The sequence below is a fragment of the Acinetobacter sp. QJM3NY_42 genome (assembly GCF_056173745.1).
This window is the reverse complement of sequence record NZ_CM149689.1, coordinates 1,954,981-1,979,560: the sequence shown is the minus strand read 5'-3', so window position 1 is coordinate 1,979,560 and position 24,580 is coordinate 1,954,981. Positions and strand designations below refer to the sequence as shown.

The window sequence follows — 24,580 nt, the reverse complement described above, 5'->3', positions numbered from 1 at the left end:
TAATATTCGATTCGGACAAGAGAAAGAGTAAAATAAAAAATTGGTATGAATAAATTAAAGTTATAAATATTTTAAAAATAAAATTTTTATAGGAAATAGTCAGGCGCTCAAAATAAAAAGCAGGAAAAATTCCTGCTTTTATCGATATAAATTAATTTAGAAACGGTAGCCTACACCTGCATATGCCAAGATCGGATTTACCTCAATATCGGCTTTAGATTTAATCAGTTCACCCAGTTGAGCATCTCTCACCGTGATGGTTGTATCATTTTTTAAGTGAGCATATGAAACTGAACCTACTGCAAACCACTTATCATTAAAGTCATAAGTAAAGCCTAATGTTGCGACAGGGGCAAAAGCATCACTGGCTTCTACCTCTACTTCTGGGTTAGCACTACTAGGGGTGCCATCTAATGCAGCTCCAGCTTTATCTTGTTTAATATTTGCGATCATGTGTCCGGCAGCAATTAAGTCCTGTTCAGTACGTGGATTAATTTCCAGTTCATTAAAGTAAGCATACATAAGACCTACACCTACATAAGGACGGAACTTATTTACACCTGTTTTGCCAAAATGATACTGAAATTCAAAAGCTGGAGTCCATGCCCGTGCCGATGCAGCTGGTCCATAAGCTCCTAAGTCCGTAATCTCAATATTATTTTTGAGTTGAATACCAGGAAAATCAATACCACCAGGAATTTCTTTAATCAAATCAAGGCTTGGAGTTGCTAATGCTGAGAATGGCGCGTAAATTTTTCCCTTCCCTTGTAAGTCAACTTTGGGTGGTATGCCAGCTTTAATTTCTAAAGAAACATTATCTGTAAAGAAATAATTAGACATAATTCCCAAAGTAGTAACATCATCTGCTTCTAAACCGGTATTGGCATTATTCCATTCTGAAAGTCCATAAATTTCTGCGCTTCCACTCAAAGATGATGACAAATTATCTACGTTTAGCCTATCCAAGATTTTAATAAATGCAGTAGTGAGATTTGGTTCCATTGCTGGGTCAAGATTTCTTGTTACAGAATCTATTGAAATATCACCAACAGCACGTCTTTCCCCTTCAGCTACAGATGTATTGACTTTAAAGGGTTGTGCTTTACCTTGAGGCATAACATGTAAAGCACCGACGGAAACAGAGAAGCGTTTAAAGCCATCTGCTTTCATACCAAACCAGTTGTTTTCAGCAAAAGACAATTGTGGTAAACCAAACAGAACACTCGTTGTGAGTGCTAGGGCAGTATATTTCATATCTAGACAAGCTCCATGTCTTTAAGACATTAATTTTTTTTGTTGGTAGGTGCAGTATCAGAAAATTAGAGTAATTACTCTGTATTTTAAATGCTTGGTTAATGCATGCTTTTGTAGGGAATTGTGGTTTTTAAGTTAAAATTTAATAGAAAAGTGAAATAATTAAAAATTATGTAATATTTATTAACACTAAATTCAATTTTTATTCATATTTAAAAACTATGGAATATTAAGTTAAAATAAAAGGCTACCTAGAAGTAGCCTTTTTAATAAAGTTTAATTAACGTTGAAAGCGAGAAAGATCTTCTTCCGGGCGTGCTGTTAAAACTTCAATGCCTGTTTCAGTTACTAAAATTGTATGTTCATATTGAGCAGAAAGTTTATGATCTTTAGTAACCACTGTCCATTTATCTCCTAGTAGTTTAGTCTGCCATACTCCGGCATTTACCATGGGTTCAATGGTAAAAGTCATACCGGCTTCCAAACGCATGCCAGTACTCTTCTGGCCATAATGCAGGATTTGTGGCTCATCATGAAATACTGTGCCGATACCATGACCGCAATATTCCCGTACTACACTAAAGCGCTCGGACTCTACATATTTTTGAATTGCATAGCCAATATCACCCACATATGACCCTGCCTTAACTGTTTCCATCCCACGATACATTGCTTCCTGAGCAACTTTACACAAGCGATTTGCAAGAATAGAGGTTTCGCCACCTACGATATACATCATGTTGGTATCGCCATGATAACCATCTTTAATAACAGTTACATCGATATTGAGGATATCACCCTTCTTGAGAATTTTAGCTTCTGAGGGAATCCCATGACATACTACGTGGTTTACTGAAGTACAGATTGTATGTTGAAACGCTGCGCGCCCTGGCGCAGCCCCATAACCTAAACAGGCAGGAATGGCCTGTTGCACATTCACTATATAATCATGACAAATCGTGTCTAGTTCTAGTGTGCTGACTCCAGGTTTAATATAGGGCTTAATCATATCAAGTACTTCTGCCGCCAAACGCCCCGCAATACGCATTTTTTCAATCTCTTCAGGGGTTTTGATTAAACGGGCAGGAGCTGAATAAGTACTGTTCATGATCACTAAAAACTTTTGGTAATTTGTAAGTGTCTATGGTATAAATAGCCGCCCGTTTTATCAAATGGTTTTTTGTGATCTCTAGATACATGAAAACCGCTTAAAAACGGAAAAATCCGCACATATGTCGTCACATTGCTCTGGGTGCCCTGCGGGGTGGAGAATGCGGACATATGGAGGCCTAACCCAAACTTTAAGGTAAAGAAAATGGCAGATTACAACGTAAGCATGCGCGACCTTCTTACAGCTGGCGCGCACTTTGGTCACCAAACTCGTTTCTGGAACCCAAAAATGCGTCAATATATCTTTGGCGCGCGTAACAAAATTCATATCATTAACCTTGAGCATACTGTTCCTGCGCTAAATGATGCTTTGAACTTTGCTAACCAGTTAGCAAGCAAAAAGAATAAAGTTTTGTTCGTTGGTACTAAACGTGCTGCTTCTAACATCATCCGTGAACAAGCTCAACGCGCTGGTCAACCATATGTAGATCATCGCTGGTTAGGTGGTATGTTGACGAACTGGAAAACTCTTCGTCAATCAATCAACCGTTTGAAAGATCTTCAAACTCAGTCTCAAGACGGTACTTTTGCTAAGCTGACTAAACGTGAAGCTCTTGAGCGTGCACGTGAGATGGAAAAACTTGAGCGTTCTTTGGGCGGCGTGAAAAACATGGGTGGCTTACCTGACGCATTATTCGTAATCGATGTTGATCACGAAGCAATTGCTATTAAAGAAGCTAAGAACCTGGGTATTCCTGTAATCGGTATCGTAGATACAAACTCTAATCCAGACAACGTAGACTACGTTATTCCGGGTAATGATGACGCGATCCGCGCAGTAACTCTTTATGCTTCTGCTATGGCTGACGCGATTATTGCTGGTAAAGAATACGCTCAATCACAAGCAAATGCACAAGCTAAAGCAGAAGAAGCTCCAGCTTCTGAGGCTTAATGCGTTTGACGCTAGCTTGTCATTTTTGCGACATGTGATGTTGGCAAAGTAAGCGTTAAGTATGCAGGCGGCCCATGAGAATCCTCTGGGCCGTTTCTGTTCTAAAAGAATTTGTTTTCTACCACCGAATTTAGGAGATTAACATGACTGCTGTTACCGCAAGCATGGTTAAAGAATTGCGCGACCGTACTGGCCTTGCAATGATGGAATGTAAGAAAGCTTTAACAGAAGCTGATGGTGATATCGAACTTGCGATTGATAACCTTCGTAAATCTGGTCAAGCAAAAGCAGCTAAAAAAGCGGGTAATATTGCAGCTGATGGCGCGATTACGATTGTTCAGGAAGGCAACAAGGCAATTCTTGTAGAAGTAAACTGTCAGACTGACTTTGTTGCTAAAGACGAAAACTTTGCTGGCTTCTCTGCAAAAGTTGCTGCTGCTGCGCTAGCTGCAAATGAAACTGATGCTGCTAAAATTGCTGAACTCAAGCTTGAAGATGGTGTTACTGTTGAAGAAGCACGTATTGCGCTTGTTCAGAAAATTGGTGAAAACATCCAAGTTCGTCGTGCTGCGATTGTTGAAGGTGAAAACCTTGCAGTTTATAAACACGGTCTGAAAATTGGTGTTGTTGTAGCTTACACTGGTGATGCTGATACAGGTAAAGGTATTGCAATGCACGTTGCTGCATTCAATCCAGTTGCTGTAACTGCTGAACAGGTTCCTGCTGAGCTTGTAGCGAAAGAAAAAGAAATCGCTGAAGCAAAAGCAATTGAATCTGGTAAACCAGCCAATATCGTTGAAAAAATGGTATCTGGTTCAGTAGATAAATATCTGAATGAAGTTGTACTTGAGCGTCAAATGTACGTAATTGACAACGACAAGAAAGTTGCTGAAGTACTTAAGGCGACTGGTACAACTGTAGCTCAATTCGTACGTTTCGAAGTGGGTGAAGGTATCGAGAAAAAAGCAGAAATGAGCTTCGCTGAAGAAGTTGCTGCTGCTCAGGCTGCTGCTCAATAATATTGAATCAGCAGGTCGTAAAAAAGCCCTCAGTTTGAGGGCTTTTTTGTATTTATAAAACTCAATATTCTTGAGTGGCTTTATGTTTAGCTTGCTAAAGTAGAGGAATAACCAATTGGAATGCAGTTTTCGAATAATTTAAACGATGATAGGGCTTATTAAGCGCTAGTAAGCGTTCTATGCCGTGTTTTCCACTTAGGTAGGAATTTACCTAAATAAGCATCCATGCACCATACGGGGCCAATCAGGAGAAACTGGAGGTCTTTTAAAAAAGAAGGCTTTTTACCCTCAACTTTATGTCCATAAAACTGGCCAATCCATGCCAGAACAAAAACTCCAATATAAAAGCCTATACCTGCTGGCAAGATATAAATAAGCCAACCCATAACCAGAATTAACGCTGCCATTGCTACAGCTAGCACCAAGTCAAGACGGGCATAGAAAATTATAGTTAAAACTACGAGCAGAGTCGCAAGCAGGGTGCTGAAATGTGCGATGATCCCGATAATTGAAAATAGGATAGTTGGAACACAAATCCAGTGAATCGCTTTATTGGTTTTATTTTGATGGCTTTCAGAATATTCTTCAAACCATTCTTCCACTGTCTTCATTATCCACTCCTTGTGATGATTTTTATTAGTCTTAAAATATAAACAGAATATAAATCAAAAAGACAGAATGCGTCAAAGTTTTCTGACAGGGGAGTATTTAAAGATAAATAAAGCTATTTTTGATACAGACCCATAAAAATTGCTAACCAGGTATTTTAAAAATTGGAAGGAGTTTTAAGCAGAGAAATGGAAGTTAGTAAAGTTTAGAAGAAACTATAAAAACAAAAGCCACTAATTGTGGCTTTTAATCTTCTTATGCAGTAAGACAGATTTAAGAGTTAGGACCATCTACACGTTCAATACTTACTTTCGCCGTACCGGCATTAGTTACACCAATACTTTTGGCAGCTCCATACGACAAGTCAAGTACACGGTTACCATGGAAAGGTCCACGATCATTAACTTTAACAATTACACTTTTACCATTAGAGCGGTTGGTCACGCGAATATAACAGTTTAGTGGCAGGCTGCGATGAGCTGCTGTCATGGCATTCATATCAAATGTTTCACCGCTTGCAGTCTTGCGGCCATGGAATTGACGTCCATACCAAGATGCTACGCCGGTCTGGCTGAACTTACGAACAGTGTTAGACGCTACGGTATTCAATTTTTCAATCACTGAAGGTTCTTCTTCAGGGATTTCAATTTTCGCTGCAATAGTCTGGCGGCGAATTTTATCACCGGTACGCTCAGTGATTGAAAGACTGTTAAGGTTTGAAAAGTGAGAGTTAAAGCCTTGTGCATCACGGTTTAAAACACGGGCTGCAAGATTTAAATTGTCATTATCATTGCTCAATGACGAAGCCTGTACCATTTCTGCTTGAGACTGCGTTACGGTCAGACCGATAGTTAACGCAAGTATATATTTTAGCGAAGTGGGCATTCATAAACTCCTAAAGATCAGTGCTGCTTTGCTGATAAAACTCCAGTAAACCAGCACATGTATCCAAATGTTCGTTTGTGTTACTGCATTTGACGATGGGAGATAATATTCATGTGTCACCAAAAGTGTCTAGTCTTTAACGAGAAATATTTACAAAAAGGACAAAATCTCACAAATATAGATTAAAAAATAATCAATATTGTAACATTTAATTTAAAAAGTATAATTAATGGCCTTTTATCTATAAATAATTGTTGACTTTTAAAATACTGGGTAAATATTTGGTTTAACGATCGGCTACTTCTGTCCCTAATTGCCATACAGCAGTGGCATACATACGGCTCTTATTGTAGGTAGTAATAACCTGAAAATTCGGGTAGGTAATATAGTAAACCGGACCATATGAATCTTGAAGTTGAATGATATTGACCATATCCAGATCATCAATTTTTACCAAAGGATTAAGTGGGCTAATTCCTTTATTTTTCAAAACTCCATAAGGTACAGGCTGGGTAAGATCAGTCGCAATAATACTGTCTGGATTTGAACCGGTGTATCGTGCAGCAAAACCGATAGGCTGGTCGCGTTGCCATCCATGATGAGCTAAATAGTTAGCAATAGAACCGATAGCGTCTACTGCTGAGTTTCTGAGATCAATATGACCGTTGCCATCGTAATCTATACCCAGTTTAGTAATATTACTCGGCATGAATTGCGGATAGCCAATTGCGCCTGCATATGAGCCAATAATGCTGCTGGTTGGATAGCCTTCTTTATAGGTCCAGGCAATTAAAGCGCCTAATTCATCGCTAAAATATTCAGCGCGGCGTGGATAACCGAAGGCCAATGTAGCTAGTGCATCACGCGTGACGAAGGAACCTTTATTGGCACCATAACCAGTCTCTACTCCTAAAATACCTAAAATCACCGCCTTAGAGACTCCAAACTGCTGTTCAGCCCGGTTTAAAGCATCTGCATACTGGTTTTTAAAGGTAACTCCGCGCTTAATCGTACCTGCTGACATGAAATTAGTTTTATATTCATACCAAGGTTTACTTTCCCCAGGACGATTCATGATGTTAACAATGTTTGGTAAATTTTTACTGCCCTGCATGGCCCAATCTACCTGCTGTGCAGTCAGACCATAATTTTGCATAGTTTTAGTTTTAAATGCTTCATAATTAGGGTGAGTAATAAAATCATTTGCCTGAGAGAAAGCGACAATACCGGCAGCACTCAAACCTATACTAAATTGCTTGAATTTTTTATAAATATTTAAACTAATCATTGGCTCTTAAATCTCAACTATCGATGCGTATGAATAGACATGACCAAACCAAAAGTGGCCATTAAAGTAATGATGGCGGTACCACCATAACTCATAAAAGGTAGAGGTACGCCAACTACAGGTAAAATACCACTGACCATGCCGGCATTAACAAACACATAAACAAAAAATGACAAACCCAGTGTTCCGGCTACAAGACGTCCATAATTATGAAAACAGTTGAGGCCGATCTGTAATACCCTGAAAATAATCGCAAAATAAAGAGTAATAAGGATGAGAACTCCAATTAAACCAAACTCTTCAGAATAAGCTGCAATAATAAAATCAGTATGGCCTTCAGGTAAAAAATGTAAATGGGACTGGGTACCTTGTAAAAAGCCCTTACCAAAAAATCCACCTGAACCAATTGCTGTTTTAGATTGGATAATATTCCAGCCTGTTCCTAAAGCGTCTGCTTCCGGATTCAGCAAGGTGAGTACACGTTGCCGCTGATAGTCATGCAGAAGAAACTGCCATGCTAGGGGAATAATCATGCACATGAGGCCTATAGCAGCTCCAATGAGCTTCCAGGAGAGGCCACTTAAAAACAGGACAAAGAGACCGCTGGCAAGAATCAGTAATGATGTCCCTAAATCTGGCTGCTCTGCAATGAGTAAAAATGGAACAATAATAAGAACCAGAGAAATAATGACGTTTTTAAAGCTTGGAGGAAGAGGATGGCGTGATAAAAACCAGGCAATCATCATTGGCATACCAATCTTCATAAACTCGCTGGGCTGTACACTGCCAAAACCAGGAATATCAATCCAGCGCTGTGCACCCATGCGCACTTCGCCAAATATCATGACTGATAACAGCGCTAGTACACCAAAGATATAAAAATATGGCGAAAATGCCTGATAAACCTTGGGTGGAATCTGGGCAAGTGTAAACATGACGATAAAGCCAATACCGAAGCTCATGGCCTGCTTGCTAACTAGACCAACATCTTGTGCAGAAGCACTATATAGTACAGTTAAGCCTAATAAGGCATTGAGAAACAGAAAAAGGCATAACCACGGATCAATATGCAGCCGCTGCCAGCGAGACGGTTGCATGGCTGTACTCAGCCCATCACGGGGAGCTTGACGCAGGAATTTATATTGAGAGCTTGGAGACATGTAGGTTTGAAAACAGGCTAAATTAATGCATGCCGCATGCTAACACAAAGCTTGCACAAGACAATCGCTATGCAAACTTTGCAATAAAAAAACCTGGCATTAGCCAGGTTTCCGATTCTGATATTTTAATCTCAAGATTATCTGATCAGTCTTAATATAAACTGATGAATAAGTTAAATATTAATGGAAGAATAAAGTATCGTGATATTCTGCAAGTACCATTAACTCATCTTTAGTCAGATTTGGGATAAGCTTGTCGATAGCGATATGCACTGCTTTAGTGACCGCTGCCGCTCCGATATCGGCAGCTTTACGTTTAATCATGCCCAGATCAAGTGTTTTGTTGAAATCGCTCATAAAATGACGGATGGTTGCGTCACCGAACTGTTTATAAAGCTCGGCCAACACTGCACGGTCTACTTTATTGCCCGCCTTAATTTCAGCAAAATTATGCTTAAGGTTAGTGACCAGACTGGCGTCCAGTGGTTCACCTACTCTATATTGGTTATCCGGACCTTTAAACATGCTACGTTCAGAGAATTCAATTGACTGCTGAACTACTTCATTTGGTGCTTTATTTAATAGTTGTTTCAATAAGACAGCCACAGTTGACTTAATATAGCCTGCAAGTTTTTCTGCTGTATCACGCTTGTCACTGGCAGGGAAACGGCGTACCAGTTCAGTTAAAATAGCATCAATAATTTCATCATTGATTTGTAAAGCGATTTTATCCCGAAGAGGATAAAGCGGCTCCTTTGAATTCTTTTTTTCAACTGATGTCTGAAGATTGTTCAGTAAAGACTCAGACGGGGTAAAACCAAAAAATGGCATGATTAAAACCTCGGTATTTTTCGTTTTATTGTCGCGCCAATCGGATCGGGTTTGGCATCCAGGTTAAATCTGATACACGACATGGATTAATATCCAGCCCACCACGTCGTGTATAAGTTGCATACACCATCAACTTTTCCGGCTGTAAATGTTGCCATATATCTGCAAACATTTGCTCCACACATTGTTCATGAAAGCCATTATGTTGACGGTAAGAAATAATATAAGCTAACACACTACGATAACAAGGTTTTTTACCTTGATAACGAATAAAAACCGTTCCCCAATCTGGCTGACCAGTCACTGGACAGTTACTGCGTAACAGATGCGAATATAGCTGGATGTCTCCTTCTTCAGGGTCATCTGCATATTGCAGCAAACCTGCATCCGGATGATTCTTTAACTGCTGGGGTATCAAATCATCAATACATATACCCTGCGGTTGACTGATTTCAAGAGCATCTACCTGAAAAAGCTCTAGTTTCACTGCTGCACCTGCAGCCTGAGATAAGTCTTTTTCTACAGTCTCTATAAAAATAGCCCGATTTCCAAACCGGTGAAAATTCAAACTGTTAAAGTAGAGTTTTAAAGATTTGGATTCAATAAGATGAGGCGAAGAAGCGGGTAAGCTCATACGTCCAATAGCGACTTGTGGTATACCATGGCTGTTTAACCATGAAATTTCAAAGATATGCCACCAGTCTTTACCTTGCTGAATACCTTCTATATGGGCATAGTCAGCGCGAGACTGCGCGCGTGCAATAGGAAAAAGAATATCAGGTTGATACTGGTTTGGATAACTGGTGTCTTTACCCAATAAAGACTGCTCTACACTCATTCACGCATTCCTGAACCACGAGACAATAAATAGTATGCAATGCCATAAAACACTGCGCAGAATAATGTAACTACCACAAGAGAAACTGAAACGTTTACATCACTATGGCCTAAAATTCCGAAACGGAAAGCATTCACCATATATACGATCGGATTGATCAGAGAGAGGTTCTGCCAAAATGGGCTTAATGAACTGATCGCATAGAACACTCCCCCTAAGTAGGTAAGTGGTGTTAATACAAATGTTGGGATAATTGAAATATCATCGAAAGATTTAGCATAAACAGCATTGATAAAACCGCCCAGAGAGAAGAGCAGGGAGGTAACAATCACGGTAAATATGGTCACAAACCAGTTAGTGATATGCAGATCAGTAAAAAACAGACTCATCGCTGTCACTATAATACCAACCAGTACACCGCGACATACTCCGCCAATCACATAGCCCCATAAAATCAAATGCAGAGGCATTGGACTCATAATGAGTTCTTCAATACTTTTTTGAAACTTGGCACTAAAAAAACTACTGGATACATTGGCATAACTATTAGTAATTACCGCCATCATAATCAGGCCGGGGACAATAAACTGCATATAGCTTACGCCGCCCATCTCTCCAATACGTGAACCGACCAGATTGCCAAAGATTACAAAATAAAGGCTCATAGTGATCGCAGGTGGAAGCAAGGTCTGGGGCCAGATCCGCATGAAACGTCGGATTTCTTTGCGAACTAAAGTTCCAAGTGCAGTTTGTAATTGACCTAGATTCATGTTGTCGCTCCATCCAGATTTTTTTCGACCATTTTTACGAAAAGCTCTTCGAGACGGTTCGATTTGTTGCGCATACTGCGTACCTGAATATTCTGTGCCTGCATGAGCTGAAACAGATCATTTAAAGAATGGGCTTTATCCATTGTTACTTCTAGAGTCATTGGATCAATCAGATTAAAATTAACGCCAATAATATTCAGATGCAAAGGTTCAATAGGTTCAGCCAGATCAAAAATGAATGATTCCTCATTTAATTGATTAAGAAAATCCTTCATAGTGGTATCTTCTTTAATTACGCCACGATCAATGATTGCGATCCGGCGACAGAGCATCTCGGCTTCTTCCAGATAATGGGTCGTCAGAATAATTGAGGTGCCCTTGGCATTCATTTCTGTCAGGAAATCCCACATTGAACGGCGCAGTTCGATATCGACCCCAGCAGTGGGCTCATCCAGAATAAGTAACTTTGGTTCATGCATCATGGCTCGTGCAATCATGAGACGGCGTTTCATACCACCAGAAAGCATACGGGCCTGAACATGACGTTTGTCCCAAAGGCCAAGCTTTTCCAGATATTGTTCTGCCCGTTGTTCTGCCAGCTTTTTAGGAATACCATAATAGCCAGCTTGAGTGACCAGAATATCAAAGGTTTTTTCAAAATGACCGAAGTTGAACTCTTGTGGCACGACTCCTAGGCATTGTTTGGCCTCAGAAGGATGGGTGTCTAAATTGTAGCCAAAGATTTCTACAGTTCCGGAGGTTTTTTTAGCCAGTGAGCTGATGATACTGATCGTTGTAGACTTGCCTGCACCATTGGGCCCTAAAAGTGCATAGAACTCTCCTTCCGGTACAGTCAGATTAATTCCTTTGAGAGCTTGAAAACCATTTCGATAGGTTTTGGACAAATCCCTTAGCGTCAATGCATCAGTCATGAATTTCTCGCATGGTGAATAGAAAAGATATTCTGAGCGATCTGCTTCAATAAACCAAGTACATTAATGGTAATCGGCAAGCTAGAGATTAAAATTTGCTTAAAGCGTAAGCATCAGTGGTGTTTATCTGCATTTATGTACTTTACCTTGCTCATTTTTTTGTTATGATGTGCATCGCGCGTTCGTAGCTCAGTTGGATAGAGTACAGGTTTCCGAAGCCTGGGGTCGTGGGTTCGATTCCCGCCGAGCGCACCAAATTCTATGTTCAAACTCGTCAAAAGTCGTATAAACCTATTGTTTATAATAGACATCTAATAATAAACCTGTATAAAGTTGTATAAACCTTTTTAAAGTTGTAACGCATTAAAGCATTACAGGATGCGTTACAACTAAGTTTGTACTCACAGGTGTAACGCAAAAAAAATGCCAAAACAAGTAATTTCGCTTACAGACAGCAAAATCAAAGCATTTCTCCGTGATATAAAAAGTAATAATCCCAATGGGTTACAGAAGGATATTCGGCTAAGTGACGGTGCAGGTCTGAATCTTCTAATTCGAAAAAACGGTACTGTCATGTGGCGTTTTGATTACACCCGCCCAGTTTCTAAAAAAAGAAATACGATGACTGTCGGAAATTATCCAGCAATGTCACTGGCCAAAGCACGTGAATATCGGGATCAGTTCAGGGCGTTACTGGCTGAAGGAAAAGATCCTCAGGTAGAAAAGCAGGGTGTTGAGGAAAAAGAGAGATTAAAACAACAGGCAACTTTTAAATCTGTTGCTGAGCTATATAAAAGTAAACAGCGTCTGGCCGAAGCTACTGTAAAGAGAAATGACGGTATATTTGAAAAACTTTATCGAGATGTTGGCAATATGCCTATTTCAGATATTACTCCACGGGATCTGGCCAAAGTAATTGAGAAAGATGAGAACAAGGGGCATATTGAATCTGCAATGCGGATCAGATCTAAAGCCTCTCAGGTTTTTCGCTTTGCAGTGAAAATGGGTCTGTGTGAGCGTGATGTTGCTCAAGATCTGGCAGGTACCATTACCCAAAGAGAAAAAAATCACTATTCAGCATTAACAGATCCCTTTGATTTTGCGTGCTTACTTTTTGATATAGATCATTATGAATCACAACTGGTCCACGTAAAGCTTGCATTGCAACTGGCACCATTAGTATTTGTCCGCATTGGCGAACTACGCAATGCCAAGTGGTCTGATATTAATTTTGAGACGGCTACCTGGTCTTATACTCCGTCAAAAACATCTGCGAAAACTGGACTGGACCATATTGTTCCTTTATCTACACAGGCTATAGCAATTCTAAAAGAAGCTCTTAATTTTACGAATAATTCAGACTTTGTTTTTCCTTCACGCTCTGATAAGCATCGGCCGATTTCTGACATGTCTATTAATATGGCATTGCGCCGTATGGGATATGGTAAAGAGGATATGACTGGCCACGGCTTTAGAGCAATTGCACGTACCTTATTGGATGAAGTTCTGGAATTTCCACTGGATATTATTGAACAGCAGCTTGCGCACCAAGTACGTGACATGCACGGTAGGGCATATAACCGGACTAAGCACTTAGATAAAAGACGTGTGATGATGCAAAGATGGTCAGATTATTGCGATGAACTTAAAGCTCAATTTATTGCATCAAGAGACAAAAAGTTTACGGAAATAAAGCCCTCATGATGCGAGGGCTTGTTTCTTATTAAAGAATGTATAAATAGTGGACTTCCACCAGCGTTTATAGCCACTTTCACTTACCCAATCCGGCTCGGGAAAGCTCCCATCTTCAACCATTTTAATAATAGAAGCCCTGGTTATTCCAGTCATCTTTGCTACTTCACTTGTTTTTAAAAGACGATCTTCATCAGCATGAAAAGCCCTTTTAATCTCTTGCATTTCATTAAAAATGGCTTCGAGTAAGTTATTTTCAGATTCAGTTCGCATTATGACACCTCCTTTACCTTAGCTTGATTTAACTTCTCCATGTGGCCTCCTTAAATTTTGCATTAGTCAGCAGTGCTTCAATTTCAAACAGGCCTACATTTGTAAAGATATGATCCATCTTGCAGCCAAAGACAGTCAGGGTGCGGGTGATAGATGAGTATGTGTATTTCATAGTGATACCGCCGTATATCTATTATGGAATTTGCCACCCCATAGGGCGGCATGGCCCTTATTCACTGATCTCTGCATAGCGACGGTCATAAGCCTCATTGATCCGCGCCGTATCATCGTCTGGAAGGCTATTGATTGCCGGATCACTCATGATGTCATTCAGACGGTCTATATTTTGGGCAGCATCAATATGGGCTATATAGGAATCCACCAGACTTACCGCATCAGCGAAAATATCCTGCTGTGACAGCACTTCTTTGCTCTGTGCGTAGAGACTCAACAGCTCGTTATAATCTTCCACCGTCATTTTGGCCTTATGGTTTTTAATACTCTGAGCTGTTTCAGTCTCTAGCTGATGCACATCCTGAGTATCTGCAATCATTCGTTCCAGTCCTGCCCGGGTAGAAGTGCTCTTGATCTTGTCTACTGGTGCCTGTCCTTGCTGATAAACACTTTCCTCATCAAGACGCTGTTTGACGTAAGCCAATAAGTAATTTCTATCGACCTCAGTTAATTTGGTTTCTTTCTCGATCTGACTTTTTAAACCATTAATAGAGCTGGCCTGAACGGTACTGGTGAGTGTCTTCATATAGCTCTTTTTAATTTCAGCAAACTTGTTTACATCGACCTGAGCAGTTTCTGATGTTTTATTTTGCTGGATCAAGTTCTCTGCTTCTTGCTGTAGCCGTTTAAGATCTTCCACAGTCAACTCCGCATCTACAACTTCATTCTCTGTAGAATTCTGGACATTTTCAGTTTCAATGACTTTTGGCTGTTTACGTGCACGTGGTTTCTTTTCTTCCTGAACTGGCTGTTGCTTGGCTTGCTGCTCTACAGGTGCTTCTTTAACGACATTAGCCTTAAGGTCAGAGGTAGTCACCGGTGAGGTCTGCTGTACTGGTTCTGGCGTCACATCAATAATGGCGTCCTGTTCTTCTTCCTGAGTCCGGATACCCATTAACACTTCTGGTGCGTAGATCCGGCCAAAGAATGATGCAGCACGATAACGCAGCATCTGTTCAGGCATGGTTTGCCATTTAGAACCGTTCTTTTGATACCAGCCTTCTTTCACTGCCATTTCCATTGAGATTTCAGCAGATTCAAGGCGCTCACCTGTAGCTGTTTCAATGGCCCATGCTTTACAGGTGATATTGCGTAGCTTGACAGTATGGACTTTTTCTTCTGGCAGACTCTTGCGGGCGCGCTCATTCCACTTCCATTCCTTGGTGGTGTAGGTCACTTCCACTTCACCACGGTCTTCCATTTCAAAGCGCAGCGGTGAGTACTTGCCAGAGGTATTAATTGCCCCGATCACGAACTGTGATGACCAGGCTGGACGACCTTCGACAATATAAAGGTTCTGCATAATCATCAGCGGATCGGCACCCATGCGGTTTGCCATATTCAGGGCAATCACACAGTTTGCCAGACCATTCGGGTTAGGTTCACTACGGTACAGCCAGTTTCCATTCTGGTCTTTACCGTCTTTGATCTTTAGTGTATCGCGGTAAACTTCCGGTACCATGGTTGAGGCGGCAAGCATTTTGGCAATACGTTGTGCCAGTTCAAAACCTTCCAGTGAAGTCAAGCTGACTTCAACGGGTCTAGGTGCTGCTACAGCAGTCTGACGTGAGGTACGGATCTGTTCAGCAGTCATTACTTGAGAAGTCATTGTTTTAATCCTTATAAAAATTATTTGCGAAATTTGCAGGTGTGATAAACAGGGCAGTATTTGTCGTGACACATCATTGATTTTGAGTTGCCGTAAAATACGCCGTGCTTAATGAGTTTTGCTGCGTGGTGCAGTAGTCCAGGTTCTTCTTCAGTACCTAGAAGCACCTCTGCAGGTGAGTCGATTTCACCGATACCGACGTGCTGACCTTTATCTGTTTTTCCGGTAGTCAGGCCGTAGATACGGGCAGGGGCCAGCACCGGTTCTTGCAGTGCATGACTGGCCAATACGGTATAAATCCCCATTTGTGGTGTATGGCCTACGGTTTTGACTGTACCGTCTGAAGCCACAGCATTCTTGCCAGATTTAAGGTCACCAATACCCAGTTCACCCTCATTATTTTCATAGATGCGGTCAATGGTGCCTGTAAGCTCAATGCCCAGATCAGCAAGGATGAGAGATTCACAGCGCACTTCCACACCTATAAATTTTTGGGTTGGCGCAATATGAGTGATGTACTTTTGCATTAATGAATGACCAATTGCCTCAGCAGCATTCTGGTCCAGGTCAGACCAATCCACTTCTTCATTCGGCTGCCAGATCTGGTGATGCAGAATCTCCTCGCATTCTTCCAGGGTGACGTCTTCTCCGATCAGGTTCAGATAGTCCCACTGGGTTACTGCTTCATGAACTGCTGTACCTAAGCGTGTGCGTGCACCGGCTGGAGTGCGTTTGTTTAAAAGATTTTTGGCTTCCCAGCGTGCCGGACAGTCAAACAGGTCGGACAGGGAGCTGGCCCGGATTGGAATAATTTTTTCTGGATTTACGGCTGCATTCATTAGCGAGCCTCCACAACCTGAACCAGTTGAGGCTCTTGAGAGAACTTCGCGTTATAGGCATGGGCTTGGACTGTCTGAGTTTCAGCTTCATTTGCACAGCTACGCAGCATACACACCAGTGCAAAGACTGAACTGGCAATGAGTAAAATGGCGCAGATGTTAGAGAAGACCGAACCGGGCTTGCTTTGCATTTCTTCAGCCGTTGGTTCTTGAAAAAGAATCTGGGTGGTTTGACTCTTTGGGTGATGTTGTTTCATAATTCACTTACTCACAGGTTAGGTGTGGGTCTGGCTCCAGGTAGTTCAAGCTACGCTGGAGCTTTTTGTTGTCTTAATAGCTTTAATTTAGTATTTACTAAATAATTAGTCAATAGTATTTACTAATTTTATTTAGTATAAAATTAGTATTTGCTGAATTTCATACTTTAATAGACAAAAGAAAACCCACCGCTGGGGTGGGTTTCTTTAAAGTATAAATCTTATTTTTTATGTTCAGTAATACTGATAGGCTGATCTTTTACGAATTCTACAATGCCCTCACCAGCTTTAAAGTGTATTGATACGCCTTGATTATTTGCTAAGCGCACTCCACTTCCTGAGACAGCGCGTTGAAGACGATACACTTTACCAGAATTATCGGTCATTACCGCTGTTTCAAAGTTATCTGAAGACTTTAGAAAGATTAACAAACCATTCGGTCCAGTAAACTCAATAATCTGAGCATTAGATGAAACATCATTTTTAACTTTTTCTTGCAAAACTTCAGTATTTGGATTTGAAGTACAGCCAGTCATTGTCAGACCTATTAAAGCTGCACCTAATAACGTATTTTTCATTTTCTTGACCTTCTTATACAGGATGATAGGGAGGTATTTATATTAATTGTTATAATATAACATTTAAATAGTATATTACATATCAATGACATAAAAAAAGAAAACCCACACGGGGTGGGTTGTTTGGAGTTTTTTAATTGATTGGTATTACAAAAAAAGTAAAGTTAAGGGCAATTGATAAGAATTCATCAATTACAGATGACTCAAACATGTATTTTTCCAACCGATCTAAGAGTCACTCGGGTAGCGGCTTTCTTATTTAGTAATATCTGATGTAGTGAGAGCAGGTCTTTGTAATACATTTAATAGTTTATTTGCATCAGGAGCAATAATCGATCCACTTGTTACTTTAGTATTTAGATATTTAGGAAACTTATCCATTAAGTAAACTTCATATAACCATTTTCGGAAGATGCCTAATGCATCAGCTGGATATATCCAAGCCTCATATTCACCACCTGAAGACTGTCTAAAGGTATCTGGATAAACATGTGGGAATTTACATCTTGGGCCATACTTGTCATCAAATTTGTTTTGAGTCCAATATCGTGACCATATTTGCCCAACACTGATATCTGGCACTGTAGTGTCATCTATCTTGCAACCTCCGCGTATCATGTTAAGAATTACAGTCTAGAGCTCCTTAAAAATTGAAAAATAGTTTATAGGAATATTGTCATTTAATAATAATCTTTCATGAAAAGCCTGCCATGAGCCATCAACTTTTCGGTTTGGATCATAGTTGCATTTTGTATAAACATAAATTTTGAATGAAGAAATAGCTAATACTCGATAGTTTGTTCTCGCTATTTCCTTATTTGGTAGATCTGCATCAATAGCATAGTATTCAAGTAAAGCCATACAAACTGCATCGGGTATGGCAAGAAAATCACGATGACCATTAGAAGCGTTAATGTAAAGATTTTTGTTGGAGTAGTTTTGAGCCCTAAGTAGATTTTGCTATATCCTTGCGAAATACTTTACCCCCCACAACCCCCACGTCCAATCTAAGCCGCATATAGCGGCCTCTAAACTTCTTCCTGTCCTGATATTTCTATTCTTGAAATAAGATCAATAGGTAATGCAAAACTCTCACCCGTAATGGTTTTAAAATTAATCCAGATGGCGCTAGATTCATTTTCGAAATTGATGCTGACCAACTTTACAAGATTAAAAGGCTTGGCATTGTTGGGTAAAACAATATTGTAGAGATGGTTTTCACGTACGTAAGAGATAAGTATTTGGTGAATAGCCATCTGCTCACCACTGCTTAATTCTCTGTACTTGCACAATTCGGGTAGGTTATATTTTTTATTCACTTATTATTATCCTATGTTAAATAGGCCGCATATAGCGGTCTTAATTCTTAGCTCTTTCTCACTCTAGGTTTTGCGTGATAGACATATCTTACGCAATCGACCACTTGCCCCACAAAGTGGCACTCTTCATCAAACTCAATAATATTTGGCTTAAAATCTGGATTCAATGCTTGAAGGTATCTTTTGCCGTTTGTCTCAATAACCAGTTTTTTAAACGTAGCATCTTCACCACGACGCACCACAATAATATCTCCTGATTGCATATCTCCATAATAGGCATCAGGGTTTACAACAATGTAGTCGCCTTCAATAAAATCAGGAAAATTACTTATTCCTTGCACTTGAAGAAAAAAGCAATTTGAGCACTCATCTTCTGGTAATGGCAGCCATTGAGAGACTTCACTCATATCGACAGCGGCCACGTTAGTAAAACTACCTACTTGTACCCAAGATAAGACGGGAGCCATGCGCGCTCTAACTCGAGGCACATTAGCAAAGCTCTCTTCACCGAATATATTTTTGGTTGGTTCCTGATCTAGTAATCCAGACTCCCAGCCGACTTTCTTTTCCAGATTACGTGCTGCACGCTCGCCAAAACTCCCATGACCTTTTACAAGCTGAGATATGTGGCTAGGGTTCAAATCGTAATGCTCACAGAAAGCAGCATCTGAAGAAAACCCTTCTGATTTATTTTTGGCATCTATTGCCCGGCGTAAATTAGCGCGTCTTAAAGAAACAATATCCATACCAGTATTTCATCTATTTTTTAGTAAAAAGTAAATTCGTAAACACTAAATCTATATTGACTTATTTAGTAATAAAAATTAGTATTTACTAAATATTACTAATGGGAGATCTAGAAATGTCTTCTGCCAATACAACTGAATTAAAAGCCTTCTTAGCCAACCTTTCTTTAGATGATCGAAAAGACTTCGCAAAACGCTGCCAAACCTCACTGGGGTACTTAAACCAGATCATGTATGGCAACAGTAAATGCAGCGCCTCTCTCGCAATCAAAATCGATAAAGAGAGTGATGGTGCAGTTAGTTGTGACCTGCTTTGTCCAGAGGCAGATTTTAATTACGTCCGTAACCAAGCATTAATCGCTTAAAACAATTATCAACAACTTAATATCTTTAATAAACGTGAATAAAAACAAGGATTCACATATGGAATTTAGTAAAGAAGCACAAGCTGCTCTGTATAAGATGATTCGTCATACACCAGGTATTGATGCAAAACAGATTGCTGAAGTATTAGGTGACTCTCATAAAACCGTTCTGAATTACGGCAATCCAAATATGGACTATTTGCCGAGCCTTAAAAAATTTGAAGCTTTATTAGACTTCACCAAAAACCCGGCAGTACTTCAGGTTTGGGCGCACAGCTTGAACCTGGCCTTAGTTCCGGCGGGCTGTGATGGAGATAAGCATCGGGAGCTTTCTATTTTTGAAGCCATGATGCAGCACAACATTTGTAGCGGCCAGGTTAATCAGAAGGTATATGAAGCTTATGAAGATGGAGTAGTGACACCTGATGAATATCAGGAGATTCACGAAATTGCTCAAAGAATGATTGATTTCATCACTGCTGTTGATCAAGCAGCTTTCAAGCAGATGCAGAAATATACCACCAACCTTAAAAGTGAAAAAGCCTGACGTTCGAGGTCAGGCTTTTTCTGTTCAAACAGGCTGGAATGAACATAGATAAAGTTATCAAACCAATTTTTTAGATACAAGTTAATTTTTATTAATTCAAAAAAACCGCCCGAGTGAGCGCAAGGGCGGTAGTAATTCAGTTTAGTTAGGAAGTCTAAATGAATCAATTAAATGTAGCAGAACAAGTTGTTGATAGCAAATACGTTTTTATAGAACAAAAAGGAATTTTCATTACAGGTGACGTAGTGGTGTTTGCAAGCCGCATTGCGATGGAAGGGCTACAAACCGTCAAAGCCCAACAGAGCAGCCATTACTACCGGCTGGAAGGTGAGCAGATTGTGCATGAGCAGGATATACGCCCGGCCACACTCGCTGAACTCAAAGCCAAATGCCGCTTGGCTGAACCGGTAGCACTGTTTGTTACGGAGGCTCCATGAACCATCAGTTTGATGCACTGCCTGAATATAAGCAGCTCCAGCAGATGCAGTCCTTCTACGAGCCGGCGCTACGCATATTAAACGAGCTGATCGAGCGCAACAAAGCCAACCTGCGTAAACGCGGCTATAACGAGGCCAATGCTGCACTGGCCCGGGACGAGTTCGAGGCGCAGATGTCCCGCCGTTTCAGAATCACGATGTACCTGTCGGCCCAGATCGAAAGCAGTCTGATGAGTGCCGGCAAAGTTAAATATTTCGGTGGATATATCCAGCCTGCTGATGCGGCTGGCCACCCTGAGGAAAAGGTGAAGCCATGAGCTTAGATGCAACCAACTGGGCCTGGAGAGTCGGACTGACCGAGAAGAAAGGCGGTAGTCGCATACCGCTGAAACGGCTCATCCTGCTCTCGCTGGCAGACCGTGCCGGTGAAGACCATTGCTGTTACCCCAGCATGCAGCGTCTTGAAAAAGACACCGGTCTTGAACGCAAGACTGTACTCAAGATTATTGCCGAGCTGCTAGAAGACCGGCTGATTGTCGATACCGGTGAGCGCAAGGGCAGTACCAGACGGGTAAAAGTCTACCGGTTAAATGGGGTCAATGGACGCGAAACCATGCCAAAAACGGCACCATTACAGGAAAAAAATTTATCTGAAATAGTACCGGAAACGGAACAGTCCCAAAAACGGAATCATTCCGTTAACGGCATGTTGAATAGTGCCAATAACGGGACTTTGAATAGTGCCGTTAACGGGACACAGAATCTCCCAATGAATCTTTCAGAAGAATCTAAAAATAAAAAAGACAGGCTTTGCTTTAAAAAACTTCGTGAAGAAATTTTTCTGGCCGATGACAGCATCAATTTTGACACCCTCATGAACTCGAAGTGGTCTGAGCGGGAAAAGCGGGCCTTTGAAACCTACAACGTGGGCAAGAACATGAGCTGTGATCTGATGATCTATCACTTTGCTGACTGGCTGATTAACGCCTACCGAACCAAGTATTCAAATCCGCAGCAAGCTGCATCTGTTAAACCGGCAGGCACGGGAAGTCAGTCGAATCGGCTTTCTGAAAAACAGATCCACACCTTTGCCCAGAAGCTCTCACAGCATCCCGAATTCTCAGGGCGTTTTAGCGAACCGGGTGAGTCATACGAAAAACTGGCCGCACGCATCGCCGTGAAACTGGCTGATCCGGTACAGGCAAAGAAATGGGAGCCTTACCTGAAACAGGTGGGATTCAATGGTTCACTGGCAGTAGGCGCGTAATGACCAGTATGTCTCTGGCTGAATACCACAAGCTCTATGGCACTAAAAAACGTGCCAAAGCCAAGCGGCAGAGCAAGGTGAAAGGGGAGAAGGTTGTAAGTGAGGGAGAGGCAAAGCTGGCCAGCGATCTTAAAGCGCTCAAGATTGGCTTCGTACAGGAGTTTTACTTTCACCCTGAACGACAATGGCGAGCAGACTTTCATATTTTAGAAACAAAGATTTTAGTTGAGGTGGAAGGCGGGATCTGGACAGGTGGCAGGCACACACGGGGCAAAGGGTTTATTCACGATATGGAAAAATACAACGCGGCCACAGTGCTGGGTTATCAGGTATTACGGTTTAGTACAGAGCAAGTGAAAAGTGGTTTGGCGGTTCGGCAGATTGAAAGGTTATTAGGGGGCTTTAAGTGATGAATGCAGCAGTAACAATTATGCAAACAACGGATTGGACACGTTTTAGTACTGAGGACTGGTTCCGTCAATTTGGTGCCTGGATGAATGGCAATACTGAAGTCAAGCGTCTGGTCTACAAATCATTGCCCACGCGTAAGTTGAACCAGAAACAACGTGAGCAGCTCATTACAAAATATATGAATGATGAAAGTTTTAGAGAACCAGTTGTACGCCGTGGAGTGACCTGTCAAATAACCGACAATGAGGCAAGAGCATTTCAACGGATTATTTTAGATATACGGCAGATTGAGAGTGAACCGTTACAAGAGTGGATGGGGGTGATATGGGAGGTTTATATTGAAAATAGAAGACTGAGGGAAGTTGCTACCTTGTTTGATACCTCTACTATCCAAATTCGCCAAGATATGAAATGTGCTTTGGCATTTATTGAAGGTCGGTATCCGAACTTGAAATCTAATTTACTTCGAAAATGAATATTTATTCAAAATACGAAAACCAAGAAGTAATAGATCGCATTACATGAACCGATTTTGAAAATGCTCGCATTTGCGGGCTTTTTTACTTTTGGAGACTTGATAAAGGTATGGTAAGTTTGAGAAAATTTTAGAAATTAAAGAAATGGTTTTCGGTTAAAATTTTACGTATTCTTTATGTGCATTTTAAAGAAAGCTACTGTTAAATATTAACTTTGTTTGAATGAGCATAATTTAAATTATAACAATAAACAAAAAATATAATGTCTATCTTTAGCCTGCTTAAAAGACCGTAAGCAGGCTTTTTTATTAATTTAGAAAACAGTTGATTGTGTACACAGGTTATGGCATATTTGTGATAACTTGGCGAATTTGTATTTAATCGCTACTAAATAAAGCTCGCATTTGCGGGCTTTTCTTATAAGTTTTTAAAATTTTAATCGACAATGACTTAAACTTTATATATCACATTTACCAATTTTTATTATTCTCTGTTAGCGGATAACGGTGGAATATAGACTGAAAAAAACTTATTAGATAAATTCCTTGTTTCTTAAGAGAAAAATAGAAAATCCTTTACACAAATCTTAAATAATTATTAAGTATTTTTTCTTTTAATTAATCCAAAATAAACCTCCATTTGAAAAGCTGCAATTTTAGAGAAAAAGAATGCCTAGAAACAATTACTTACCAGCTCTAGAACAGGTCTATGATTTCTTGCAAGAGCGTCCTGGTTTTAAGAATGAGAGTGGATTCGCGAAAGCCGTAGAGTATTTTCGAACCTTACATGAAGAGACTCCTGAAGAATTCAGAGTTCAGGTGCCTAATTTTGTTATAGGTAAATTTGGTACTAAAGAGATAATCAATTTAGGAGAAATGCCAAATTATACGGACAAGAATAAGTTCGTTAATTGGGTAAATATTCAAATTAATACCTAACGTTTGATCATTGTTAAAGCCCATCATTTGATGGGCTTTTCTATTTTTAAAAAAACTTAACATATGGGTATTACAAAAGATACTTTAAGCAATTTTAAGTGGGCTAAATTAGAAATAAGTTTTTTTTAAAAAAATAAACGAATATTTTTTATCAAGACTTGCTTCTAATCAATAAAGTCTAAGAGAGGTTCTTATGTCAGCTCGGTCAACCTATTACATCGGTGGTGTGTATAACGGCCAGGTGGTAGAGCCATCGCATTTAGGCTCGGAAGAGATCCTCAAATTTATTGAAGAGTTTACGGCGCAGGATAAAGAGACCCTGCTGTATAAAAGAGTTCAAATCAATAAGGATGGTACCATTAAATCTTTTTACTTGCTGGAAGGCGCAGAACCGGCCGATTATAAAGAATTAATCTTAAATATCTGGTTAAATGTACCAGTAGATGTGTATGGTATCTAAAATCAATGCAAATGGATTAGACATTGAAAACTATTATCAAAAATTATCAGCGCCTTGCTCAAGAAACCTATGTGAAGGTATATAGAGAATACGGGTTTAGTACTAATGGTTTAAAGGACTTAAATCTTTTACTCACCGAATTGAAATTTAAAACTAAAAGTAAAGAAATTAAGATTCCTCTTACTCGAAGCTATTTAAAAACGTTAAAACCTATAGAAAGATGGGGTATAGAAGCACGGATAGATTTCAGTGTAATACCTGATCGGGAGCTTACCCAAAGTTTTATTAATTGGTATGTAAACCTGATTGAAACTATATTTACACAAAAAGAAAAAACCTTTCCTCTAGCGGATGAAAAAGAGGAAGGCTATCAAGATATTGTGAACTACTTTAAAAGAAAGAACTCTTCAGTAAAAGCTAGATCTGATAACTTTTATAAAAAAGTGCATAAGAGAACACAACAGCTAAAAGCAGATTGATGATT

The 24,580-nt window shown here is 40.2% G+C and carries 33 protein-coding genes and 1 tRNA gene; 14 read left to right on the top strand and 20 right to left on the bottom strand.

Going from position 1 to position 24,580, the window contains the following annotated elements:
* Positions 1-156: 156 nt before the first annotated feature.
* Positions 157-1,254 carry an OmpW/AlkL family protein gene (locus tag AC0VYT_RS09340; protein WP_005019428.1) on the bottom strand — a complete coding sequence of 366 codons (1,098 nt, stop codon included), beginning with the start codon at positions 1,252-1,254 and terminating at the stop codon, positions 157-159.
* Positions 1,255-1,534: 280 nt separating this feature from the next.
* Entirely contained in the window at positions 1,535-2,362 is an 828-nt protein-coding gene (gene map / locus AC0VYT_RS09335) for a type I methionyl aminopeptidase (protein WP_005019430.1), read from the bottom strand.
* A gap of 207 nt (positions 2,363-2,569) precedes the next feature.
* On the opposite strand from map, the gene rpsB reads away from it, so the two are divergent.
* Together rpsB and tsf are read left to right on the top strand one after the other, a co-directional pair.
* Positions 2,570-3,316, top strand: coding sequence for a 30S ribosomal protein S2 (rpsB, locus tag AC0VYT_RS09330; RefSeq protein WP_005019432.1), 747 nt, complete (start codon positions 2,570-2,572; stop codon positions 3,314-3,316).
* Between the two features lie 143 nt (positions 3,317-3,459).
* Positions 3,460-4,335, top strand: coding sequence for a translation elongation factor Ts (gene tsf, locus AC0VYT_RS09325; RefSeq protein WP_005019434.1), 876 nt, complete (start codon positions 3,460-3,462; stop codon positions 4,333-4,335).
* A gap of 158 nt (positions 4,336-4,493) precedes the next feature.
* On the opposite strand, the gene AC0VYT_RS09320 is transcribed toward tsf, so the two are convergent.
* From AC0VYT_RS09320 to AC0VYT_RS09285, 8 genes are all read right to left on the bottom strand, one after another.
* Positions 4,494-4,946, bottom strand: a complete 453-nt coding sequence (locus tag AC0VYT_RS09320) for an Mpo1 family 2-hydroxy fatty acid dioxygenase (RefSeq protein ID WP_005019436.1) — start codon at positions 4,944-4,946, stop codon at positions 4,494-4,496.
* Between the two features lie 271 nt (positions 4,947-5,217).
* A complete protein-coding gene (locus AC0VYT_RS09315; protein ID WP_005019438.1) occupies positions 5,218-5,829 on the bottom strand; it encodes a septal ring lytic transglycosylase RlpA family protein in 612 nt (203 codons plus the stop codon).
* A gap of 286 nt (positions 5,830-6,115) precedes the next feature.
* Complete coding sequence (gene mltB / locus AC0VYT_RS09310; RefSeq protein WP_005019440.1) at positions 6,116-7,117, bottom strand: lytic murein transglycosylase B; 1,002 nt, start codon at positions 7,115-7,117, stop codon at positions 6,116-6,118.
* A 17-nt stretch (positions 7,118-7,134) separates the two neighbouring features.
* Positions 7,135-8,277, bottom strand: coding sequence for a rod shape-determining protein RodA (gene rodA, locus AC0VYT_RS09305; RefSeq protein WP_005019443.1), 1,143 nt, complete (start codon positions 8,275-8,277; stop codon positions 7,135-7,137).
* A gap of 180 nt (positions 8,278-8,457) precedes the next feature.
* On the bottom strand, positions 8,458-9,108 hold the full coding sequence (locus tag AC0VYT_RS09300; protein ID WP_005019444.1) for a hypothetical protein: 651 nt from the start codon (positions 9,106-9,108) through the stop codon (positions 8,458-8,460).
* Between the two features lie 25 nt (positions 9,109-9,133).
* Complete coding sequence (gene queF / locus AC0VYT_RS09295; RefSeq protein WP_005019448.1) at positions 9,134-9,946, bottom strand: NADPH-dependent 7-cyano-7-deazaguanine reductase QueF; 813 nt, start codon at positions 9,944-9,946, stop codon at positions 9,134-9,136.
* The gene (locus AC0VYT_RS09290) at positions 9,943-10,716 is read right to left on the bottom strand and encodes an ABC transporter permease (RefSeq protein ID WP_005019450.1); all 774 of its coding nucleotides are present in this window, start codon (positions 10,714-10,716) and stop codon (positions 9,943-9,945) included. Before AC0VYT_RS09290 ends, queF begins: the two co-directional genes overlap by 4 nt.
* Positions 10,713-11,648, bottom strand: a complete 936-nt coding sequence (locus tag AC0VYT_RS09285; RefSeq protein WP_005019451.1) for an ABC transporter ATP-binding protein — start codon at positions 11,646-11,648, stop codon at positions 10,713-10,715. The genes AC0VYT_RS09290 and AC0VYT_RS09285 overlap by 4 nt, the downstream gene beginning before the upstream one ends.
* A gap of 178 nt (positions 11,649-11,826) precedes the next feature.
* On the opposite strand from AC0VYT_RS09285, the gene AC0VYT_RS09280 reads away from it, so the two are divergent.
* Positions 11,827-11,903 (top strand) — tRNA-Arg (locus AC0VYT_RS09280).
* 168 nt (positions 11,904-12,071) lie between these two features.
* Positions 12,072-13,352: a tyrosine-type recombinase/integrase gene (locus AC0VYT_RS09275; protein WP_005019452.1), complete on the top strand. Its 1,281-nt coding sequence runs from the start codon at positions 12,072-12,074 to the stop codon at positions 13,350-13,352.
* On the opposite strand, the gene AC0VYT_RS09270 is transcribed toward AC0VYT_RS09275, so the two are convergent.
* The 10 genes from AC0VYT_RS09270 to AC0VYT_RS09225 all read right to left on the bottom strand — a co-directional run bounded on the left by AC0VYT_RS09270 (position 13,347) and on the right by AC0VYT_RS09225 (position 19,195).
* Positions 13,347-13,613, bottom strand: a complete 267-nt coding sequence (locus tag AC0VYT_RS09270; protein WP_005019453.1) for a helix-turn-helix transcriptional regulator — start codon at positions 13,611-13,613, stop codon at positions 13,347-13,349. The two genes, AC0VYT_RS09275 and AC0VYT_RS09270, sit on opposite strands and share 6 nt — an antisense overlap.
* A 28-nt stretch (positions 13,614-13,641) precedes the next feature.
* A complete protein-coding gene (locus AC0VYT_RS09265; protein ID WP_005404974.1) occupies positions 13,642-13,785 on the bottom strand; it encodes a hypothetical protein in 144 nt (47 codons plus the stop codon).
* Between the two features lie 57 nt (positions 13,786-13,842).
* Positions 13,843-15,456: a recombinase RecT gene (locus AC0VYT_RS09260; RefSeq protein ID WP_005019457.1), complete on the bottom strand. Its 1,614-nt coding sequence runs from the start codon at positions 15,454-15,456 to the stop codon at positions 13,843-13,845.
* Positions 15,457-15,476: 20 nt separating this feature from the next.
* A complete protein-coding gene (locus AC0VYT_RS09255; protein ID WP_005019458.1) occupies positions 15,477-16,295 on the bottom strand; it encodes a RecB family exonuclease in 819 nt (272 codons plus the stop codon).
* Complete coding sequence (locus tag AC0VYT_RS09250; RefSeq protein WP_005019459.1) at positions 16,295-16,552, bottom strand: hypothetical protein; 258 nt, start codon at positions 16,550-16,552, stop codon at positions 16,295-16,297. Before AC0VYT_RS09250 ends, AC0VYT_RS09255 begins: the two co-directional genes overlap by 1 nt.
* Positions 16,553-16,773: 221 nt before the next feature.
* On the bottom strand, positions 16,774-17,130 hold the full coding sequence (locus AC0VYT_RS09245; protein ID WP_005019460.1) for a hypothetical protein: 357 nt from the start codon (positions 17,128-17,130) through the stop codon (positions 16,774-16,776).
* A 255-nt stretch (positions 17,131-17,385) separates the two neighbouring features.
* Positions 17,386-17,712, bottom strand: coding sequence for a BstA C-terminal domain-containing protein (locus AC0VYT_RS09240; protein WP_228127192.1), 327 nt, complete (start codon positions 17,710-17,712; stop codon positions 17,386-17,388).
* Positions 17,713-17,763: 51 nt separating this feature from the next.
* The gene (locus AC0VYT_RS09235) at positions 17,764-17,991 is read right to left on the bottom strand and encodes a hypothetical protein (RefSeq protein ID WP_005404923.1); all 228 of its coding nucleotides are present in this window, start codon (positions 17,989-17,991) and stop codon (positions 17,764-17,766) included.
* 167 nt (positions 17,992-18,158) lie between these two features.
* Positions 18,159-18,449 (bottom strand): hypothetical protein, encoded by a 291-nt coding sequence (locus tag AC0VYT_RS09230; protein WP_005019462.1) that lies wholly within the window; start codon positions 18,447-18,449, stop codon positions 18,159-18,161.
* A 47-nt stretch (positions 18,450-18,496) separates the two neighbouring features.
* Positions 18,497-19,195 carry a LexA family protein gene (locus AC0VYT_RS09225; RefSeq protein WP_005019463.1) on the bottom strand — a complete coding sequence of 233 codons (699 nt, stop codon included), beginning with the start codon at positions 19,193-19,195 and terminating at the stop codon, positions 18,497-18,499.
* Between the two features lie 116 nt (positions 19,196-19,311).
* Between AC0VYT_RS09225 and AC0VYT_RS09220 the strand changes: the two genes are divergently transcribed.
* The 10 genes from AC0VYT_RS09220 (at position 19,312) to AC0VYT_RS09175 (ending at position 24,575) form a co-directional block, all read left to right on the top strand.
* The gene (locus AC0VYT_RS09220; protein WP_005019464.1) at positions 19,312-19,560 is read left to right on the top strand and encodes a hypothetical protein; all 249 of its coding nucleotides are present in this window, start codon (positions 19,312-19,314) and stop codon (positions 19,558-19,560) included.
* A gap of 58 nt (positions 19,561-19,618) precedes the next feature.
* Positions 19,619-20,107 carry a phage regulatory CII family protein gene (locus AC0VYT_RS09215; RefSeq protein WP_005019465.1) on the top strand — a complete coding sequence of 163 codons (489 nt, stop codon included), beginning with the start codon at positions 19,619-19,621 and terminating at the stop codon, positions 20,105-20,107.
* A 158-nt stretch (positions 20,108-20,265) separates the two neighbouring features.
* On the top strand, positions 20,266-20,544 hold the full coding sequence (locus AC0VYT_RS09210; protein ID WP_005019466.1) for a hypothetical protein: 279 nt from the start codon (positions 20,266-20,268) through the stop codon (positions 20,542-20,544).
* Entirely contained in the window at positions 20,541-20,861 is a 321-nt protein-coding gene (locus AC0VYT_RS09205; RefSeq protein WP_005019468.1) for a hypothetical protein, read from the top strand. The genes AC0VYT_RS09210 and AC0VYT_RS09205 overlap by 4 nt, the downstream gene beginning before the upstream one ends.
* Positions 20,858-21,811 (top strand): helix-turn-helix domain-containing protein, encoded by a 954-nt coding sequence (locus tag AC0VYT_RS09200; RefSeq protein WP_005019470.1) that lies wholly within the window; start codon positions 20,858-20,860, stop codon positions 21,809-21,811. Before AC0VYT_RS09205 ends, AC0VYT_RS09200 begins: the two co-directional genes overlap by 4 nt.
* On the top strand, positions 21,811-22,221 hold the full coding sequence (locus tag AC0VYT_RS09195; RefSeq protein ID WP_005019472.1) for a DUF559 domain-containing protein: 411 nt from the start codon (positions 21,811-21,813) through the stop codon (positions 22,219-22,221). The genes AC0VYT_RS09200 and AC0VYT_RS09195 overlap by 1 nt, the downstream gene beginning before the upstream one ends.
* A complete protein-coding gene (locus AC0VYT_RS09190; RefSeq protein ID WP_476496675.1) occupies positions 22,221-22,697 on the top strand; it encodes a hypothetical protein in 477 nt (158 codons plus the stop codon). Before AC0VYT_RS09195 ends, AC0VYT_RS09190 begins: the two co-directional genes overlap by 1 nt.
* Positions 22,698-23,366: 669 nt before the next feature.
* A complete protein-coding gene (locus AC0VYT_RS09185) occupies positions 23,367-23,636 on the top strand; it encodes a hypothetical protein (RefSeq protein ID WP_005019475.1) in 270 nt (89 codons plus the stop codon).
* A gap of 193 nt (positions 23,637-23,829) precedes the next feature.
* Positions 23,830-24,096 (top strand): hypothetical protein, encoded by a 267-nt coding sequence (locus AC0VYT_RS09180; protein WP_005019476.1) that lies wholly within the window; start codon positions 23,830-23,832, stop codon positions 24,094-24,096.
* Between the two features lie 23 nt (positions 24,097-24,119).
* Positions 24,120-24,575 carry a hypothetical protein gene (locus tag AC0VYT_RS09175; protein ID WP_005019479.1) on the top strand — a complete coding sequence of 152 codons (456 nt, stop codon included), beginning with the start codon at positions 24,120-24,122 and terminating at the stop codon, positions 24,573-24,575.
* The last annotated feature ends 5 nt before the right edge of the window (positions 24,576-24,580 follow it).